The 20,873-nt window shown below is 48.9% G+C and carries 8 protein-coding genes; 3 read left to right on the top strand and 5 right to left on the bottom strand.

Annotated elements, in window-relative coordinates; translation table 11 throughout:
• Positions 1-106 precede the first annotated feature (106 nt).
• Positions 107-2,485, top strand: coding sequence for an ABC transporter permease (locus BMZ54_RS19390; protein WP_089915659.1), 2,379 nt, complete (start codon positions 107-109; stop codon positions 2,483-2,485).
• A 159-nt stretch (positions 2,486-2,644) separates the two neighbouring features.
• On the opposite strand, the gene BMZ54_RS19385 is transcribed toward BMZ54_RS19390, so the two are convergent.
• The 5 genes from BMZ54_RS19385 to BMZ54_RS19365 form a co-directional block, all read right to left on the bottom strand.
• Complete coding sequence (locus tag BMZ54_RS19385; protein WP_143081072.1) at positions 2,645-3,412, bottom strand: hypothetical protein; 768 nt, start codon at positions 3,410-3,412, stop codon at positions 2,645-2,647.
• Positions 3,413-3,435: 23 nt separating this feature from the next.
• Complete coding sequence (locus BMZ54_RS19380; RefSeq protein WP_089915653.1) at positions 3,436-4,995, bottom strand: RagB/SusD family nutrient uptake outer membrane protein; 1,560 nt, start codon at positions 4,993-4,995, stop codon at positions 3,436-3,438.
• 26 nt (positions 4,996-5,021) lie between these two features.
• Positions 5,022-8,135: a SusC/RagA family TonB-linked outer membrane protein gene (locus tag BMZ54_RS19375; RefSeq protein ID WP_162277608.1), complete on the bottom strand. Its 3,114-nt coding sequence runs from the start codon at positions 8,133-8,135 to the stop codon at positions 5,022-5,024.
• Positions 8,136-8,324: 189 nt separating this feature from the next.
• Positions 8,325-11,177, bottom strand: coding sequence for a TIM-barrel domain-containing protein (locus BMZ54_RS19370; RefSeq protein ID WP_089915646.1), 2,853 nt, complete (start codon positions 11,175-11,177; stop codon positions 8,325-8,327).
• Between the two features lie 458 nt (positions 11,178-11,635).
• Complete coding sequence (locus BMZ54_RS19365; protein ID WP_202909298.1) at positions 11,636-15,778, bottom strand: hybrid sensor histidine kinase/response regulator transcription factor; 4,143 nt, start codon at positions 15,776-15,778, stop codon at positions 11,636-11,638.
• Positions 15,779-16,076: 298 nt separating this feature from the next.
• Here BMZ54_RS19365 and BMZ54_RS19360 point away from each other — a divergent pair, with 298 nt between their 5' ends.
• Both BMZ54_RS19360 and BMZ54_RS19355 read left to right on the top strand, forming a co-directional pair.
• Positions 16,077-18,551 (top strand): glycoside hydrolase family 95 protein, encoded by a 2,475-nt coding sequence (locus BMZ54_RS19360; RefSeq protein WP_089915643.1) that lies wholly within the window; start codon positions 16,077-16,079, stop codon positions 18,549-18,551.
• A 27-nt stretch (positions 18,552-18,578) separates the two neighbouring features.
• On the top strand, positions 18,579-20,789 hold the full coding sequence (locus BMZ54_RS19355) for a hypothetical protein (protein WP_089915640.1): 2,211 nt from the start codon (positions 18,579-18,581) through the stop codon (positions 20,787-20,789).
• Positions 20,790-20,873 lie beyond the last annotated feature (84 nt).

The raw sequence follows: 20,873 nt of genomic DNA, 5'->3' as shown, positions 1-20,873 counted from the left end.
TTAATATAAATAAATATCTAAATGTTTAGCTTGTAACTAAACATTACACTGGTATATTACTTGGAACGAAAGCTTACCGCTTTTGTAACAACTAATATCACTCCCTATGTTTAAAAGCTATTTCAAAGCCGCTTTCCGCAACCTTGTGAAGAACAAGGTGTTTTCGGTCATTAATATTATTGGGCTGTCTGCAGGCATGGCCGTGGCAATATTAATCGGGTTATGGATTTGGGATGAATTGTCTTTTGATAAGTATCATCAGCATTACGACCGCATTGCACATGTAATGCAGCATGAAACCTTCAATGGGAGGGTAAATACCGGTGTAGGTGTTCCCATCCCCCTGGGCAATGAGCTTAGAACAACCTATGGCAGTGATTTTAAACAGGTGGTGCTTTCTTCCTGGAGCATGAACTCACTTGTTAGCGCGGGCGATAAACGGGTGGGCTTGCAGGGTAACTTTATGCAACAGGGAGCGCCGGACCTGCTTACGCTCAATATGCTGAAAGGCACCAGGTCGGCCCTTAAAGAACATTCTACCATCCTGCTTTCCCAATCCCTGGCAAAATCGCTTTTTGGTGATGCTGATCCTATAGGGAAAATAGTAAAGATAAATGAAGATCTTGTTGAAACGGTTACCGGTGTGTACGAAGACCTGCCGCTTAACAGTAGTTTCAAAGAGGTGAAATTTATTGCGCCATTCTTTGACCTTACCAGCTGGACACAGGGCAATGAGGATAACTGGAACAACAACTCTTTCCAGATCTTTGTACAGCTGGCTGATAAGGCAGATATAGATAAAGTATCTGCAAAAATTAAAAGCGTTAAGCAGGCCCGGCTAAGTAAGGAGGAAGCCAAAGTAAACAGTGAGCTCTTTTTGCAGCCCATGAGTAAATGGCATTTGTATGCCGATTTTAAAAATGGTGTAAATACAGGCGGAGCTATACAATATGTATGGCTATTCGGTATCATCGGCATATTTGTATTACTGCTGGCCTGTATCAACTTTATGAACCTGAGCACTGCGCGGAGTGAAAAACGTGCAAAAGAAGTAGGGATCCGTAAAGCAGTTGGCTCCCAGCGTAGCCAGTTAATAAACCAGTTCTTCCTGGAATCATTGCTGGCGTCGTTTCTATCATTCGTGTGTGCATTACTGTTACTAATATCGCTGCTGCCGTTCTTTAACCTGGTGGCTGGAAAACAAATATCCATTGCCTGGGCAAATCCTTATTTCTGGGCTGCCTGTATAGGCTTTACTATTATTACAGGGCTGCTTGCAGGCAGCTACCCGGCTTTTTACCTGTCTGCCTTTAAACCGGTAAAAGTATTAAAGGGAACTTTCAGGGCCGGTCCTTTTGCTGCTGTGCCCCGCAAAACACTGGTAGTGCTGCAGTTTACGGTTTCTATTGTTTTAATGATCGCTACTATAGTTGTTTTCCGTCAGGTGCAGTATATACAGAACCGCCCTATCGGTTATAGCCGGGAAGGGTTGATCACCATCATTATGCGCACAGCGAATTATCACAATAGTTTTGCCGCTATGCGTAATGAGCTGCTTGCATCCGGTGTTATCACAGAAATGGCCGAATCCAATACACCTATTACTGAAAACGATCATTATGATAATTCCTTTGATTGGCAGGGAAAAGACCCCAATGAGAAAGCAACTTTTAATACCATTGGCGTAACTACTGAATACGGTAAAACCGTAGGCTGGCAATTAAAAGCAGGACGGGATTTTTCTGCCAGCTTTGCTGCAGACACCTTTGGATTGATATTAAATGAAACCGCTGTTAAATACATGGGGCTTAAAAACCCGGTTGGTGAGGTTATAAAGTGGGGAGGCAGGTCCTTTACTATTTTGGGTGTAGTAAATGATGTAGTAATGGAAAACCCTTATGAACCTGTAAAACAAAGTGTTTTTCATATTAAGGGAAATGATGACGGTGGCATTCTGAATATCCGGCTTAATCCGAAATTAAGCCTTGCAACTGCGCTGGGCAGGCTGCAAGCCGTGTGCGCAAAGTATTCCCCGGCAGAGCCGTTCAGCTACCAGTTCGTGGATGAAGATTATGCTTCCAAGTTTACATATGAAAAACGTATCGGCAAGCTGTCTGTATTCTTTACGGTGCTGGCGCTTTTCATATCTGCCCTGGGATTGTTTGGAATGGCCTCTTTCATGGCAGAGCAGCGTGTGAAGGAAATAGGTATCCGCAGGCTGCTGGGCGCTACGGTATTTAATTTATGGAGCCTGCTGTCAAAAGATTTTGTGATGCTGGTGATCATTGCGCTGTGCATTGCCACGCCTGCGGCTTACTTCTTTATGCATAACTGGCTGCAGCACTATACCTACCGCACCAATATGTCCTGGTGGATCTTTGCGTTAACCGGCAGCGGCGCTATCATCATTACATTGTTAACCGTAAGCTATCAAAGTATTAAAGCAGCGCTGTCTAATCCTATAAAAAGTTTAAAGACCGAATAATAGTAGCATCAAATATCAAAGGCCCCGACGGAATGTATGTTGTTCCGTCGGGGCCTTTGATGTCCTATCTGTTCGTAACGTGTTAAATGTCACCAGGGCTGGATAACCCCGGTATAGCATTATTCATTATTTAAACTAAAACCTAGTGCACTAGCTTCTTTAATATTTAAATCCTTTGCGTTTGAACATCCAGATGTTGCGCCATCCATCGCCCTGCTGCGCCAGCGTTAGCTCATTGGCATTCAGCGTTACCACCACATACGTGATCTTGGCCCCGTAGCTGATATCAGAACCCAGGATCTTGAGGGTTTTATTCAGCGTGTCCAGCACAAATAAACTTTTCTCTGTGCCTTTGGGTGTTACCTTGGTATAGTTGGCAGCACCTTTCAGGTCAAAGGTCATTTCATCTTTATCTACACCCCAGGAAATAACATCTGCCGGTGTGGGTTTCCACCATTCCGGCGCAGTAGCGCCACCGGAGCCATTTCCGTAAGGCGCACCGCCCGGTGTGTCCATGGCCCATACCCAGGTTTTACCTGCTTCACCGTTGGTCAGCAGGTTCCACATCGGGCTGCTGAAATAATTGGGATCGTTCTCTGTTACCGTTATCTTGGCAGAATCTTCTACCGGGCCGCCACCGCTATAAGCCACGAACTTAATATAATACGTACCGGCAAAAGGTATGTTAATGGTATCCTTTGCTTTGTTGGATATGCCGGTGCCATAATTCCAGAAGGGAATAATGCCCTGTGTTTTATTTTCCAGGTACACTATGTTATCATGCCCCTGTTGCTGGGTTACTGAAAATTGCAGGTCCTTGCTTTGCAAAGGCGCGGGCAGCATATCCCGGTCTTCCCGCGGATCGCAGGCTGCCAGCGTGCAAAGCAGCAGGCAGTAAGTGATAATATGATGAATATGTTTTTGCATATACTGTTTGTTTTGGTTGATCATTATTGATTCCATCCTGCGTTCTGTTTCAGGCTGCCGCTGGAAAGGTTCAGCTCCTGCTGCGGTATCTGGAAAAGTCCTTTTGTTTCCGGGCGGAAGCTTACGTTAAACTGTGCATCGCTGCTGCTATTGTCAATAGCCTGTTTGGCAACGGGTACTCCCTGGCGAAGCAGGTCCCAGTAGCGTTGGCCTTCCAGCGCCAGCTCAAAACGGCGTTCATCCATGATCAGCTTTTTGCCGGCAGCGCCGGGCGTTAAGGTTCTGCGATGGTTCTGGTCCAGGAAAGCGCGGTCGCGCACACGGTTATAATATTGCTGCGCCTTGCCCAGGTCACCATCCAGGTTCAGCTCTGCGCCCATCAGCAGCACATCTGCAAAACGGATGGCTACATAATCGTAGAAGTTATCTATCTGGAAATCGCCGTTATAATCTTCTGCTTTTAAGGCCATCATGGGCATGTATTTCTTCCACATAAAACCTGTTTTCTGTGGGTAAATGGCCGGGTAGCTCAGCCCCTCTGCTTCTACGGAAATAATGGAGGCGGCACGGCGTGTATCGCCCGTTTCATAGGCTTCCCATAGCTTGGGGTTCACTGGTCCTGCGCCCCAGCCTTTATAATAAGGCGGCACTGCATCATTCCGGAAACCTATCATTACCTGCATACGGTTACCATCATGTTTATTCCAGTCGCCCAGGCCTTTGTAGGTGAACTTAATGGCAAATACTGTTTCTGCATTATCCTCACCGGCAAAACGGGAAAGGGCCGACTGCCACAGGCGGGGGAAAGAATCTATCAGCGTATAACCGCTGGCATTCACTACGTCATCTATATAAGTACGCGCTTCCTGTTTGGTAACGGTACCGGCTATATCATTTTGTCCGTAATAACCGGTATAGTACAGGAACACACGGCCCAGCAGCGCTTCTGCCGCCCATTTGGTAACGCGGCCGTATTCTGCTGCCGGAATGCCGGAGTAGGCGATGGCAGGCAGGTTGGCAGCTGCAAATTTCAGGTCGCTGGCAATCAGCTGGTACACTGCTTCCGGGGTGGCCTGCGGCACATTATACTGCCCGGGTGAGAGAGGAGTGGTTACCAGCGGCACATTCCCGAACATGCGCACCAGGTCAAAATAATAGTAAGCGCGCAGGAAGTGCGCTTCCGCCAGGTAACGGGTTTTAAGCGTAGTATCGCTGCCCCAGTTCACACCATCCATTTTGCTCAATACTATGTTGGCGCGGTAAATACCGGTGTAATACTTGGTCCAGTTATTCAGGTTAGTATTGTTATCGTTTTCAAAACGGTCCCACCTTTTCCATGGAATATCCGATTCACCTCCGCCGCCAAAACAATCATCGCTGGCAATTTCAGTTACCAGCTGTATGTTGTCATAATCGCCGTACTGCAGCTCGTCATAGGCGGCTACCAGGGCTTCCAGGGCATCCTGTGGTGTTTTATAAAATGTTTCTTCCACCTTCCGGTCTATGGGTTCCCTTTCCAGGAAACTCTTACTGCAGGAGATTGCGGTGGTAAGTATAATAGCTGCTACAAAGATCTTTTTCATCCTAATGAGTTTTCTTGGTTTACAGATCAGAACCGTGCGTTTACGCCCACAATTACTGTTTTAGGCTGCGGGTAAGTGCCCACATCTATACCGGATGCCCAGGGATAAGGCCCATAGCCAACTTCCGGGTCCATGCCCTTATATTTGGTAAAGGTGAACAGGTTGCTGCCGGATACGTATAACCGTAACTGTTGCAAGGGCAAACGGGGAAACAATCCCTTTTTGAAATCGTATCCCAGGTTAATGCTTCTTACCCGCAGGAAAGAGGCGTCTTTCACAAACAGGTCAGAGGAACGTGTCCAGTTCTGGTTGGCATCATCTCCCATGGTCATACGCGGTAAGTGGTTAGAAGTACCTTCCCCATGCCAGCGGCCCAGTATTTCTGTAGTGTAGTTGCTTAAAGGGGCAGCGTAATCGCGGACACCATTAAACACCTGGTTACCGGAAACACCATACAGGAATACGGAGAGATCAAAACCTTTATAGCCCAGGTTCAGGTTAATGCCGTATGTCACGTCTGGGTTGGGATTGCCAATCTCTGTTTTGTCGCGGCTGTCGATCACACCATCCCCGTTCAGATCTTTAAAACGTACATCGCCTGGTTTGGCGTTGGGTTGTATCAGGCCGTTCTTACCGGTATAGCTTTGTACTTCAGCTTCGTTCTGGAAAATACCATCTGTTCTTAAACCGTAGAAATAGCCTACCGGGTGGCCCTGTTGCGTGCGGAATATTTCATCAATGCCTACAAAGGGTACATTGGCATCACCTACGATCACTTTTTCCGCATTGGGAATATCTATTACATCATTCTTATTCAGTGTTACGTTGCCGTTAATACCAAAGGAAAGCTCTCCGAACCGGTGAGTGTAACCCAGCGCTATTTCCACCCCCTGGTTCTTTACGCTGCCGCCATTTACGGTGGGGGGCTTGGTCCCCGCAAGGGCAGGCACCGGCACGGTAATGATCCAGTCGCGGGTAGTTTTACGGTACCAGTCAAAGCTTACGTTGAAGTCTTTTAACAGCTGGGCATCAAAACCGAGATCCAGCTGTTCGGAAGTTTCCCATTTCAGATCCGGGTTGGGTACGCGGTCCGGAGAGGAGCCTGTGAATTTCACTTCACCGTTGCCAAAGTAATAATCCTGGTTGGCAGAACTAATGGTGGCCATATACAGGTAGCTGGTAGTAGCAATATTGTCATAGGCATATACTGCTGGCAGGTTACCGTTACGGCCCCAGCTGGCGCGAACCTTCAAAAAGTCAAGCCAGTTGGTTTTCATAAATTCTTCATTGCTGGCCACCCATCCGGCAGAGAAAGCGGGGAAGGTGCCAAATCGGTTGTTAGCGCCAAAGCGGGTAGAACCATCCCTGCGGAAGATAGCCGTGAACAGATATTTTTCGTCGTAGTTATAGTTGATACGCCCAAAGTAAGAGAGCAGCGCATCTTCACTACGGCTGCCATAGATCTGCTTGGTGTCTTCATTCGTGCCGTTGTTGATAATGCTGTGATCCAGGTCTGCAATGGTCACATCTTCCTTATAACCATTTACAAAAAACACATTGGTTTCATTGGCGGTGGTACCTACCAGCACCGTAGCGCTGTGTTTACCAAAATCGCGCTGGTAAGAAATGGTGTTATCCCAGTTCCAGGTGCGGGTTTGGGTAATGCCCTGGTAAGCGCGGGAGTGCAGGTTCACTATATTGGTAGCCAGGTTATATACCGGGGTAAAACGGTTCTCATTCAGGTAGCTCAGGTCCAGGCCAAAATCGCTGCGCAGCTTCAAACCCTTAATGGGCATTATTTCCAGGTAAGCGTTACCTACTACCCGATCGGTTTTGCTTCTGTTCTGGTTCTGGTAATCCATGATGGCTACCGGGTTGGCTTCATCCGCATTAAAATTGGATTTGGCATAATTACCGGTAGAATCATACACCGGGAACAGCGGGCTTACATTCACAATAGGGCGAACGGTGTTATTATAAATGTTACCTACGCCCACACCTTTTTTATTGGAAAGGGTATAGGTAAAGTTCTCGCCAAACTTCACCACATCCTTATACATGTAATGTTCAGAGCTTAAGCGGAAAGCCAGGCGTTCATACTGCGACTGTCCCTTAAAACCAATGGTGCCCTCCTGCTTCATGTAGGATAATGAAGAGGAATACACTGATCTTTCAGAACCACCGGATAAATTTATTGTATGGCTTTGCGTAGGTGCGTGTTTGTTGAATATTGCTTCCTGCCAGTCGGTGCCTTTGCCCAGCTGGTTAATCTGTTCTACGGAGAAGTAAGGAGCGCGGTTGGAATTAATGGCTGCTTCATTCATAATAATGCCATATTCATGCGCATCCAGCAGCGGTAATTTACGGGCCGGGTTCTGCTGGCCATAAAAACCATCATATGATACCTGCATGTTGCCTTTGCGGCCTTTTTTAGTAGTAACGATCACTACACCGTTTGCAGCCCTGGCGCCGTAAATGGCGGCAGATGCAGCGTCTTTCAGCACATCCATAGAGGCTACGTCGCCGGAGTTCAGGTAGCTGATATCTGAAACAGGCATACCATCTACAATGTATAGCGGGTCGGAATTACCTATAGTACCGGTACCGCGTATACGAACTTTCATGGGTTCGCCGGGTTGCGCGGAATTGGAGGTTACCTGTATACCGGGAGTCTGGCCCTGTAATGCCTGGTCTACCCGCAGGGTATGGGTTTCCTCCAGCGCAGCCCCGTTCACACGGCCAATAGCGCCGGTGTTAAGTCTTTTCTTTTCTGTTCCGTAACCTACCACTACTATTTCATCCAGGCCGGTAGTGCCGTCTTCCAGGGCAATGGTAATGCTGGTACGGCCTTTTACCGCTATGGTTTGTCTGTTAAAGCCTATTAGTGAAACTTCCAGTGAATCGGCATCGCTTACCTGCAGGGTGAAGTCGCCGGTGGCGCTGGTAATGGTACCTGTTGTAGTACCTTTTACAACTACGCTGGCGCCGGGCAACGGGCTGTTATCCTTTGCTGCCGTTATTTTCCCGGACAGCGGGTGTTTGTTCACCTGGGCGGCAGCACTGTGCCCGGCCAGTACCAGGACCAGGAGCAGGAGGCTGTAAAGCCCGCGGGTAGAGCATGTTTTGTACGCATTTTTCATGTGAAACGCTTTTGAATTTTTAAAGGCCACCCTGGATCTCATTTTATCAGATCGCATGGTGAAACTTATTGGATGGTTCAAGCTGATTGATATTGTTATAATGTCCCCTCATCAGGTGGCACAGGTAGGCAGGTAATGTGTTTTCATTTTTCGTGGTTTTAGTTTACGAGTAAAATAACGGCGCCGCTGCTATTGCAGCAGCACCGTTTGTTCCTGACCGTTATATACTACTACGTCTCTGGTAGTCTGGTTGAAATCAAGCGCTGCAGCCTTTTCAGGGCTTACCTTTATCACGCGGAAAGTTCTTTGCTGCAGCATTCCTGGGAAGCTGCCTTCCCGTTTGCCAATGGTAAGCTTTTGCGTTGCTTCATTATAGCTAAGCGGTATGTTGCTGAACTGTCCCTGCTCATAGTTATAGTTCAGGCCTTCATCTTCATAAAGATCAAACTGCGCATCTTTTCCTGTGTATACATATAATGTAATGGTATCTGCCGGGCGTTCGCCGGTATATTGCAAAGCAGGGCCAAAGGGCAGTATGCTGCCTGCTTTTACATACAGCGGCATACGGTTCACTGGCGCATTGGCAGTAATATAAGCGCCGCCGGCCGTGTACTTACCGGTGTACAGGTCATACCAGCCGGTATTGGCAGGCAGGTACAAACGGCGGTCGCGCGCCTGGTAGGTGTATACCGGGTTTACCAGCAGGGAAGGCCCAAACATAAACTGGTCTTTAATATTCTGTACGGCGGTATCTGCGCCAAAATCCATCACCAGTCCGCGCATAATCGTATAGTCATGATGGTAAGTAGCGCCTGCCAGTGAATATATGTAAGGCATCAACCGGTAACGCAGCTGGTCGTAATACAGCATGGATTGGTATTCCGGGCTGTTGTCCGGCGCTATGTTAAACATTTCCCGGTAGGGGAACTGGCCATGGCTGCGGAACAGCGGGCAAAAAGCGCCATACTGGAACCAGCGGGTGTTCAGCTCACGCCACTCCTGCAGGGCAGCTCCTTTAGGTGCAGGACTGTCATATTTATCCTCTACATAAAAGCCGCCTATATCTGTAGTCCAGTAAGGCAAACCGGAAAGGGAAAAATTAATACCGGCGGGTATCTGCCTGGCCAGCTCATCGAACCTGGCAGCAATGTCGCCGCTCCAGGTGGCTGCGGCATAACGTTGTATACCGGCATAGGCAGAGCGGGTAAGGATAAATACGCGCTGATCCGGTTTGGTTTTCCGCTGGCCTTCGTAAATGCCGCCTGCATTCGCCAGTGCATACCCGTTGAAATATTGGTCTGCAGGGCCTAAAGCAGTAGGGTTCATCAATGCCTTGCGGTGTGTGATAGAAGCATTGGATAATACATCCGGCTCCGTAGCATCCAGCCACCAGGCATCTACCCCTTTGCTAAACAGGTTTTTATTGATCAGGCTCCAGAACAGCTTACGGGCATCTGCATTATAGGCATCGTAAAAAGTGGATACATACCCTTTGCCTATCCAGTCGCGCTGCCGGTCTTTAATATTCTGTTTGTACAGCCATCCCTTTTCATCAAAGCTTTTATAGTTGCTGATGCCCTCGTAGAACTTGGGCCATACAGAGATCATGAAATGGGTATGGTATTGATTGTGCAGGCGGTTGATCATGCCTGCTGGGTCGGGGAAGCGCGCTGCATCAAACTCCTGGCTGCCCCAGGCATCCTGTTTCCAGTATGACCAGTCCAGCACAATGTTATCCAGCGGGATCTTTCTTTTACGGAACTCACTCACGGTTTGCTCTATTTCCGCCTGCGTTTTGTAACGCTCCCGGCTTTGCCAGAAGCCCATTGCCCAGCGTGGCAGCAGGGTTGCGCGGCCGGTAATGGTCCGGTAACCACTGATCACTTCATCCGCACTGCTTCCGTAAACGAAATAGTAATCCAGCTTTTCACCTGCTTCAGAGGTCAGCACCCACTTGTTTTGTAAAGCAGCTGGTGTAGGGCTTAGCCATTTCAGCGATACAAAGGCCTGTGACGATTCGGGGATCCACTGCACTTTCAGCGCATGCTGCTGTCCTTTATGTAAGGTGTGCTGAAATACCGTGGGGCCGGGGTTCCAGCCTTCACGCCATTTATCCAGCACCAAAGCGCCATCTACCCACACCTTAATATAACCGGAGGCGGTCATGAAAAATTTGTGCAGCCCATTTTCAGCAGGTGATATAAAACCTTCCCACGTAACCATTCCCTTATCCATGGGAAATGCTGCGGGTATATTATGGAGGTCCGGCAAAAAAGTGTAATCGATCTTGTTTTCATCCCGGCGCAGGTACACGCTATCCGGTTTGCGGCGGGGGGCATAGGTCGCGGTTAAACCGCCGGCCTTATGATCTTTATTGTATAGGGTAAATTCACCCAGCTGCGCATAGGGACGGTCATCGCCAAAACGGGTAATAGAATAATTATCCCATAAAATGCCATAGTGGCGGCTGGATAGCAGGAAGGGCACGGCGGCAATGGAATTATACTGCGTCAGGTCTACATCCTGGTTCTTATAATTCATTAAACCGGTCTGGTGTTGGCCCAGTCCGTAGAATGCTTCATCTGCAGGGGATTCAAATACCTGCTGAATGCGATACAGCGTTTTCCCATCAATATTCACAGGTGTAAATGTTTTACCACCGGCAGCTGTTTCCTGCAAAATGATTTGCCCGTTGGCGTCCCGGAAACTTACCTCACCCGTTTGCAGCGAAACCGTGGCGGTGAGTGCGCTGGTTTTCAGGGTTACGATACCCTCTTTTTCTTCAGAATCCCATTTAACGGAAGGAGAACCGGTAACCAGCGCCATCAGGCTGGGAGAGGTGGAAATGGCCTCACCCGGGCCGGCAGATACGTGAATGATCTTGTCAGAAACTACCTGCAGCTGCACCTGGCGTGCGCCGTTCCTGGCAGGTTGCTGTAAGTGAATTAATAAACCGTCTTTGAGCCTTTCTACATTTCCGGCCAAACAGCATTGAAACCATAACGTGCATAACACAAACGGGACAAGTGTTCTTCTAATCATACGTGGAGAAGTTTAATTACGAATTATTTAATTACGAATTACGAATGATGTACTTCAGAAATTACTTATGGTACGTAAAAATGCGCAGTGCCCAATTCGTAATTCGTAATTAAATAATTCGTAATTCCAAAACTAGCTGTACTCCGTCACTCGCTGGGGATGCGAATGTTTTCGATTGGGGGTGATTATGTTAACAAACCATACCCCCCAGGGTATGCAAATGATAGCGGGAAGTGTATAAAATGTTAATCTGACAGGTATTCTTTTGCAGAACTTTATTGATAATCATAACAATAGCATCATTGCCACCAGCCCGGTGGTAATGAGGGCATACAACAAGATCTCTACGGTCAGGTACAACTTGCGGCGGTGATGGTAGTCTCTCTCAGGCATATATAAGATCATCAATGCACAAAACTATCAATAACCTGCCGGGGGCAGGTGCCTGTTTTGGTTATTTATGGGGTATCATTTGTTGCATCATCATTTGTTGTATCACTTTCCGGCGTCCGCTGCCTTCCGTAGGCAGAGGGTAATACATTGTACTCCGTTTTAAAATACCGGGAAAAGTATTTGGGATTATTGAACCCTACTTCATACGCTACCTCTGCCACGGTCAGCTGGCTTTTTTCCAGCAGCTGTGCTGCACGTTTAAGCCGTATGGATCGGATGAACTCAATAGGCGTTTTGCCGGTAAGGGATAAGATCTTTTTGTAAACGGATACGCGGCTCATGTACAGGGCACGGCTCAGGTCCTCCACGGAAAAGTCCGGGTCCGGTAAATGTTTCTCCACTATCTGTAAGGCCTGTTGTATAAATTGTTCGTCGGCAGATGAGATGGCGATGGTGCTGGGGTTTGCTTCTATTTTCTCCCGGAACGATTTTTTCAGGGTGGCCTGCTGGGTAATCAGGTTCCGGATGCGCGACAGCAGCACTTCAAAGCTGAATGGTTTGGTAATAAAATCCGTGGCGCCCTTTTCCAGCGCTTCCAGCTGGTCGGCTTCGGTAGTGCGGGCCGTTAACAGTATTACAGGTAGATGCGCGGTGTGCTGGTTACCCCGGATGCGGCGGCATAGTTCCAGCCCATCCATTACCGGCATGCTCACATCGCTCACCACCAGGTCGGGCAGGGTTTGCTGCAAAATTTGCCAGCCGCTTTGCCCGTTCTCCGCGGTTATTACCTGGTAATGCAGTCCCAGGTTATCTTTCAGGTAAAAACGGAAATCTTCATTATCCTCTACTAATAATACCAGCGGCTTTTTGCCGGAGCGTACGGGTATGGGCGTTAGGGGAGGAACAGGAGCAGGGGAGGGAACCGCGTCCCCGTTGCCGTTTGTAACGGGTGCAGGTTGGGCGGCATTGGTTTTTACCGGTAGCTGAATGGTAAAACAGCTGCCCATTTCAGGCGCGCTGTCTACCGTAATAGTGCCGCCATGCAGCTTTACAAATTCCCTGGTTATGCTTAATCCAATACCGCTGCCTTGGTTCAGCAGGGAGCCTTGCCCCTCATGCTGGAAAAATCTTTCGAAAATGCGTTCCTGCTGTTCCGGCGGCATACCAATGCCGGTATCTTTTACCTGGATGATGAGGATCCTGCCGTCTTCGGCCAGTTGCAGCTCTACTGCTACGCTGCCCAGCTCCGGCGTAAATTTAAAAGCGTTGCTCAGCAGGTTAAAGATGATCTTTTCTATCTTATCCGCATCGTAAGCCATTACCAGGGTATTCACCTGGCTGCGGAAATCCAGCTTCACCTGTTTCTTTTCAGAAAGATCGGAGAAGGAGGCGGTCAGCTCGCGGATAAATGCCACTATATCGCCTTCGGTAGTATGCAGCTTTATTTCCTGCACCTCCATTTTACGGAAGTCCAGCAGCTGGTTCACCAGGTTTAGCAGGCGGCGGGCATTGCGTTGTATCAGCTCCAGCTGCCCTTTAGTGCCTTCTTCCTTTGTGCCTTTAATGATCTTTTCCAGCGGGGTAATGATCAGGCTTAAGGGGGTTCTGAACTCGTGGGATACATTGGTGAAAAAACGGATCTTCAGCGCATCCAGCTCGTGCATGCGGTGCGCCTGCTGCCTTTCCTGTTCTATACGGAACCGTAAGCGTTCCCTTTCCAGCATCAGCCGCCGCGCCAGTAACAGCGCGCCTAATATCAGCACGCCATATAATAAAAAGGCCAGCGGTGTTTTCCAGAAGGGGGGTAATATTTTAATGTGCAGCTCCAGTGGCTGGCGTGTCCACACCCCATCATTATTAGAGGCTTTTACGCGAAAAACATAATCGCCCGGGTCCAGGTTGGTGTAGGTGGCTTTGCGCTGATCGCCATTAGTGGTAAGCCATCCTTCATTAAAACCTTCCAGCTTATAGGCATACCGGCTTTTCTCCGGGTGAAAATAGCTGAGCGCTGCAAACCCAATGGAGAAAACGTTCTCCTTATACTTCAGCGTAATTTGCCGGGTAGCGGAAATATCCTGCGGCAGCAGCACACGGCCGTTTATTTTTTCACCGGCATTCATGCTTTTATTAAATACCTGGAAGTCTGTTAACACCAGGGGGGGCACATTTTTATTTCGTGTAATGGTATGCGGGTAAAACAGATTAAACCCGTTACCACCGCCAAACAGCAGCTCACCGCGCCGCGTTTTCAATGCTGCATTTTCATTGAACTCCTTGCCCTGCAGCCCATCTGCCGCATCATAATTTAAAAAGCGGAACTTGCCGTCCGTGATAGTGAGGTTAGAGAGCCCGTTGGGAGTGCTCATCCAAAGGTTGTGATCATTATCTTCCAGTATATTCAGCACCGAATTATCCGGCAATCCATCTTCCCTGCGGAAAATGCGGGATTGTTTTAGCTGCGGATCGTACAGGTTCAGTCCTTCCCGGGTGCCTATCCAGATCCAGCCGCGGCTGTCTTCAAATAAACAAATAACGTTGTTGTTGCTCAGGTTTTTGTTATAGGTTGTAAAACGCCCGGTTTGTGCATCCCGGATCTCTACCCCGTTATCTGTACCTATCCACAGGTTGCCTTGTTTATCTTCCAGCAGGGCGGCAATATAATTGGAGTGAATGGAGTTGGGCTGCCCCTTACGGTAAGGGTGAAACTTTTGTGTGGCGGGGTCAAACAGGTTCAGGCCTGCGCCTAAAGTGCCTACCCATAGCTGATGCCGGCTATCTTCAAATATTTCCCATACACTGTTATTACTCAGGGATGCCGGGTTGGCCGGATCATTTTTATAATGCACAAACTGTCCGCCGGCAAAGCGGTCCAGCCCACCAAAGTAAGTGCCTACCCATAGCTGCTGCTGCTGATCTATCCACAGGCTTACCACCACATCGCTGCTTATGCTGCCAGGATTGCGCGCATCATGCCGGTACTGCGTGTAGGTATTAGTGTTACGGTTGAAGTAGATGAGCCCACCGCCGTTGGTACCTATCCAGAGGTTGCCGGCTGCATCTTCCACAAAGCGGTTCACATCGTCATACGGCAGGCTTTGCGCATTAAAAGGCTGGTGCTGGTACAGGGGGAATTTTACAATATCCTCATGGTAATAGCTGATGCCTTTTTTATAAGTGCCTACCCATATAATGCCGGTATTGTCTTTATACAGCGTGGTAATACTGTTCTGCGAAAGGCTTTTGGGGTTTTCCGGCTGGTTCACTTCATAGTGTATGCTTTGCCGTTGTTTGTCAATAATATTCACGCCGCCGTGATCGGTACCTATCCATATGCGGCCTTGGTTATCCTGTACCACGCCGCGTACAATATTATTGTTCAGCCGTATGGGCTGGCTGTTCTGATCGTAGTGTGAAAAAGCCTGTGTAGCATGGTTAAAGTACCAGATGCCCTGCGCATCGCTGCTGATGTAGATCCACAGGTCGTCTTCCCGGTCGGCCAGCAGGGAATAAGGTTGTGGCACGCCTTTGCTCTGTCGGAATAAAAGATCATTACGGTAGGTGATACGTTTGCTGTGCCTGTCCATTTTTTCAAGCATGCCATTGCTGTGCAGCAGCCATAAATTATTATCTGCGGTTAAGGTAACCGCTGCCAGGCTGTTGTCGTAAATAGTGCTGCTGTCCTTTGTATGTTGTATACGTAAAGCGGGTGTTTTACCTGCTGCAGCATAATACAGGCCGTTGGTGGGATGAATGAACCAGTACCCGCCCTGTGCATCGCGTATAATATCATTTACCGCTGCGCCGGGTATGCCCATTTGCTGCAATACCGGTTGTGCGGAAAGGAAAGCATCCCGGGCAGGGTCGTATGCGTGCTGCCTGTCGCGCGCATAGATCCATAGCAGCCCGCCGGGCGCTTCAGTGATACGTTCTATAAAATTATCCGGCAGGGAAGTTGAATCGCGTACATCATGCTTAAAGATGCGGAAGGTATAACCATCATAACGGTTCAGGCCCGATATGGTGCCAAACCACATAAACCCTTTACTGTCTTTGAATATGCAGTTCACCTGGTTGTTGGAAAGCCCCTGGTCAATATCAATATGGGAAAACTGGTAAGGCGGTGTTTGTGGAAAAACGCGCAGTACCGGTAGTAGTAATAACAGGAAAAATATAACAGCGTATCTTCTCATGAAGTGGGCAGATGCCATAGTGGCTCCGTTTCTTGTACTGCCCTAAAATTAAATTAAAAAGGTCGAAAGAATTCGACCTTTGTGCTAAATTCCACGTTATGGTACTCAGGTCCATAATATTATAGAGTAAAAGTAACCCCTTGTTCAAACATTGGCCGGTATTTTTACGCAAACGATTGCATTTGGACGGAACCCTGACGGTAGCGGGTTTGGAATGGATCCGGTTGCCATTGGATTAGTTTAATTTTCCATCAGTTTTTGTGAAAATAGAATGCAAACGAAGTTGTATTTTGTATGCTCCAACTTATGTAAACTGATGCAACTGAAACTATTACCGGCCCTGCTGTTATTGACAGGCATTGCTACGGCACAACAAAAAGGAAACACATTAAAGCTATGGTATCAGCAGCCCGCAAAGGAGTGGACGGAAGCTTTACCAGTGGGCAACGGCCGCCTGGGCGCCATGATATTCGGAGGGGCAGGCGATGAGCTGATCCAGTTAAATGAAGCCACCCTTTGGTCCGGCGGACCGGTAAATAACCAGGTTAACCCTGATGCGTATAAACATTTACCCTCCATACGTGCCAAACTTTTTAAGGGCGATTATGCTGCCGCTTCCGAAGAGCTCAAAGAAATGCAGGGCCTGTATAGCCAGTCGTACCTGCCTTTGGGCGATATTCATATTAAACAGCAGCTGCCCGGCACGCCTGCAGCTTATTCCCGCGATCTGAATGTGGCGGATGCTATTGCAGGAACCACCTTTACCAGTAACGGTATAGGTTATACGAGAGAGATCTTTGCTTCCGGAAAAGACCAGGTTATTGTGATCAGGCTAACAGCAAATAAAAAGCAGCAGCTGAACTGTAAGATCAGTGCCGGCAGCCAGCTACGGCATCAGCAGCTGGTAAGCGGGCAGCAGGAAATAACGCTGAAAGGAAAAGCGCCAGCACAGGTCGATCCCAGTTATGTGAACTACAACAAGGAGCCTATTATTTACGAAGATACCAAAGGCTGTAAGGGCATGCGTTTTGAGCTGAAGCTCCGCGCCAGCAGTTCAGACGGCAGCATAAAGGCCGATACCGGCGGTATTACTATCAGTAATGCTACACAGGCCGTGATCCTGGTTTCCGCCGCTACCAGCTTTAATGGTTTTGATAAGTGCCCGGACAACGAAGGCAAAGATGAGCACAAGCTGGCCACCGCTTATTTACAGGCTGCTGCACAGCTTCCCTTTGATGAGCTGCGCAGGCGCCATGTGGATGATTTTCATTATTACTTTAACCGCGTAAGCTTTATCCTGCCGCCATCGCCAGGCGAAGACCGCACAAAACTGCCTACAGACGAGCGTTTACGCCGTTATGCTACCGGTGCGCAGGATGCTGAGCTGGAGGCCCTGTACTTCCAGTTTGGCCGTTACCTGTTAATTTCCAGCTCCCGTTTAAATGGCGTGCCTGCCAACCTGCAGGGTATCTGGAATAAAGAGCTGCGTGCACCCTGGAGCTCTAACTACACCATTAACATCAATACACAAATGAACTACTGGGCTGCGGAAGCCGTGAACCTGCCGGAAATGCACCGCTCCCTGTTAACGCTTATCCAGAATGTGGCCAGCACCGGGCGTTATACCGCCAAACATTTTTACAATACCCGTGGCTGGGCCGCTAATCATAATACCGACATATGGGCGCTTTCCAATCCTGTAGGCAATCTCGGTAAAGGCGATCCGCAGTGGGCTAACTGGCCTATGGGCGGAAACTGGCTGTGCCAGCACCTTTGGGAGCATTACCGTTTTACCGGTGATAAAAAGTTCCTGCGCGATACTGCTTACCCCATCATGAAAGCAGCCGCGCAGTTCAGCCTGGACTGGCTGGTGAGCGATGGCAAAGGCCACCTGGTAACAGCGCCTGCCACTTCACCGGAAAACAAGTTCATTACAGAAACCGGTGTAAAAAGCTCCGTTTCTATAGCAACCACTATGGATATGTCTATTATCCGCGACCTGTTCAGCAACCTGGTGGACGCGGATTCCATCCTGCAAACGGACATGGCTTTCCGCGATACTTTGCTGCAAAAGAAAAGCAAGCTGCTGCCATTGCAGATAGGCAAAAAAGGCAACCTGCAGGAGTGGTATAAGGATTGGGAAGATGAGGATCCGGAGCACCGGCACATCTCACACCTGTTTGGCTTATTCCCCGGTAGGGAAATTTCCCCGCTTACCACACCCGCATTTGCAGAAGCCTGCAAACGTACGCTGGCTATCCGTGGCGATGGCGGCACCGGTTGGAGCAAAGCCTGGAAAATCAATGTATGGGCGCGTTTGCTGGATGGCAACCATGCCTATAAGCTCTTACGCGAGCTGCTGAAAATAAGCAGTAACGACGCTACCGACTATCATAACGCAGGTGGCACCTATTCAAATTTATTTTGCGCGCACCCGCCGTTTCAGATAGATGGTAACTTTGGCGGCACTTCCGGTATCACCGAAATGCTGCTGCAAAGCCAGCTGAATGCCATACAGCTGCTGCCTGCCATTCCGGATGCCTGGGCCAGCGGAGAGGTAAAAGGGCTGGTGGCCCGTGGCGGTTTTGTTATTGATATGCAATGGGCCGATGGAAAATTAAAAAAAGCTACTATACTTGCAAAAAATGGTGGTCCCTGCCGCCTGCGGGTACTGCAGCCCCTGAAAGGCAGCAATAATCTGGCCCTCAGCGCATTGAAAGGGGATGGTACCGGTTACCTGTACACGTTTAATACTACTGCAGGTAACGTATATACGTTAATAGCAGAATAGTGATCTAAACTGGGTTCAGACAACATTATGAAAACCATATTCCTTGTACTCATCTATGCCGGCTTATTCGTTCATATAGCTGCTGCACAGCAAAGCACGGGTAAAATAGACCGGCATGCGCTGGTAACACGGCACAATGTAAGCGTACAGCGTTTTGATTCACTGTCGTCCCTTTCTGTGGGCAATGGTGAATTTGCTTTTACCGTAGACCCCACCGGTCTGCAAACTTTCCCTGAATATTTTGAGCGGGGCGGCGTTCCGCTGGGTACCGAATCAGAATGGGGCTGGCACAGCTTTCCCAATACATACCGCTATCAGCGCAGTGAAGTGTGGAAGAACTATAAAGTGAACAACCGGCAGGTGCCTTACCTGTATGCGCATGATAAAGCCGGCCGCCAAAAAGATGCCTCTGACTTTTTACGGGCTAACCCTCACCGCCTGCAGCTGGGCGTGGTAGGGCTAACTATCCTGAAAAAAAATGGGATGCCCGCACAAATAGAAGACATTAAGAACATACGCCAGGAGCTGGACTTATGGGAAGGGGAGATCCACAGCTATTTTGAAGTGGAAGGCGTGCCCGTTAAGGTACACACGGTTTGCCACCCGCAGCTGGATATGGTAGCCGCTAACGTGGAATCCCCGCTGGTAGCGCAACACCGGTTAAGCGTGCATATACGTTTTCCTTACCCTACCGGTGACTGGGAAGGCAGGCCCGATTTTCAGCAGCCTGACAGGCACAAAACCACTTCACGGTACCTTAATGACCGGCAGGTGCTGTTTGAGCGCGAGCTGGATCAAACTTATTACAACGTAGTATTACAGTGGAACGGAGATGAGGCTTTGCAGAAAAAAGCGCCGCATGATTATTTGCTGAATCCTTTAGGAGAGGAGGAGATGCTGGCCTTCAGCTGCCACTTTACACCCGCCGCAGCGCCCGCGCCTAAAGTGCAAGGCCAGAGCGGTCCTTTCAACAATACTTTCACACCGGCGGATCAGCGCATCAGCACCTTAGCACATCAGCAGATCTGGGGCGACAGCCGTGACGACTGGCAACAGTTCTGGGAAACCGGCGGTGCGGTAGATCTTTCCGGCAGCACAGATCCCCGGGCAGCAGAGCTGGAGCGGCGTATTGTACTTTCACAATATCTTACCCGCATACAATGCGCCGGTAATACGCCACCGCAGGAAACAGGCCTTACCTATAACAGCTGGTTCGGAAAATTTCACCTGGAAATGCATTGGTGGCATGCTGCACATTTTGCTTTATGGAACCGGCCGGCCCTGCTGGAAAAAAGTTTGTCGTGGTATGGCACTATTAAGGATAAAGCCCGCGAAACCGCTGTCAAACAAGGTTTTAAAGGAGTACGCTGGCCTAAGATGACCGATCCTTCCGGCAATGAAAGCCCTTCTCCTGTAGGGCCTTTCCTCATCTGGCAGCAGCCGCATTTTATTTATATGGCTGAATTGTGCTACCGCGATCATCCCGATAATGCTACACTGCAACAATATAAAGACCTGGTATTTGCCACTGCAGATTTTATGGCATCTTATCCCTGGTATGATACAATTAAGCATGAATACGTATTAGGGCCGGGCCTGATCCCTGCGCAGGAACGTTTTGATCCTGTTACCACCACCAACCCATCCTTTGAGCTGGCTTACTGGCGCTGGGCTTTACGTACGGCGCAGCAATGGCGCAAGCGGCTGAATATGGAGCCTCAGCCGGAATGGGATTCCATCATTGCAAAGCTGCCGCCTTTTCCCAGTAAAGATGGTTTGTACCTGGCAGCCGCCAGCGCGCCGGATTCGTATACCAATCCCCGTTATATGACCGATCATCCGGCAGTATTGGGTATGGATGGTTTTGTACCGCCTGATACGCTGGTAGATTCCACCATGATGTTACGCACCTTCAAAAAAATATGGGATTCCTGGAGCTGGGAAGATACCTGGGGATGGGATTATCCCCTTGTAGCCATGACAGCCACCCGCCTGGGGCAGCCGGAAGCCGCCGTGGATATACTGTTGAAGCAGGTAACCAAAAACACTTTCCTGCCTAACGGCCATAATTACCAGCGCGATAATTTACGTATATACCTGCCCGGTAACGGTGCTTTACTCTCCGCCATTGCCATGATGTGCGCCGGCTGGGATGGTTACACCGGCCCGGATGCACCGGGATTTCCTAAAAATGGTAAGTGGAAGGTGAAGTGGGAGGGATTAGCAAAAATGCCTTAGGGAGCAGAAAGCGGAAAGCAAAAAGCAAAAAGCTGGAAGTATAACGTAATGCAGTAAGCCAGGCCAGTAGCTGTAAAAACTGAA

It is taken from the genome of Chitinophaga rupis (genome assembly GCF_900109685.1).
Taxonomy (GTDB): Bacteria; Bacteroidota; Bacteroidia; order Chitinophagales; family Chitinophagaceae; genus Chitinophaga; species Chitinophaga rupis.
The sequence above is the reverse complement of the archived record's forward strand: the minus strand, read 5'-3'. Positions and strand labels throughout refer to the sequence as shown.

Excerpts from the sequence above, each read along its gene's own strand:
- BMZ54_RS19390 (WP_089915659.1), top strand. The coding sequence starts at position 107 with ATGTTTAAAAGCTATTTCAAAGCCGCTTTCCGCAACCTTGTGAAGAAC.
- BMZ54_RS19385 (WP_143081072.1), bottom strand. The coding sequence starts at position 3,412 with ATGCAAAAACATATTCATCATATTATCACTTACTGCCTGCTGCTTTGC.
- BMZ54_RS19380 (WP_089915653.1), bottom strand. The coding sequence starts at position 4,995 with ATGAAAAAGATCTTTGTAGCAGCTATTATACTTACCACCGCAATCTCC.
- BMZ54_RS19375 (WP_162277608.1), bottom strand. The coding sequence starts at position 8,135 with ATGAAAAATGCGTACAAAACATGCTCTACCCGCGGGCTTTACAGCCTC.
- BMZ54_RS19370 (WP_089915646.1), bottom strand. The coding sequence starts at position 11,177 with ATGATTAGAAGAACACTTGTCCCGTTTGTGTTATGCACGTTATGGTTT.
- BMZ54_RS19365 (WP_202909298.1), bottom strand. The coding sequence starts at position 15,778 with ATGGCATCTGCCCACTTCATGAGAAGATACGCTGTTATATTTTTCCTG.
- BMZ54_RS19360 (WP_089915643.1), top strand. The coding sequence starts at position 16,077 with ATGCAACTGAAACTATTACCGGCCCTGCTGTTATTGACAGGCATTGCT.
- BMZ54_RS19355 (WP_089915640.1), top strand. The coding sequence starts at position 18,579 with ATGAAAACCATATTCCTTGTACTCATCTATGCCGGCTTATTCGTTCAT.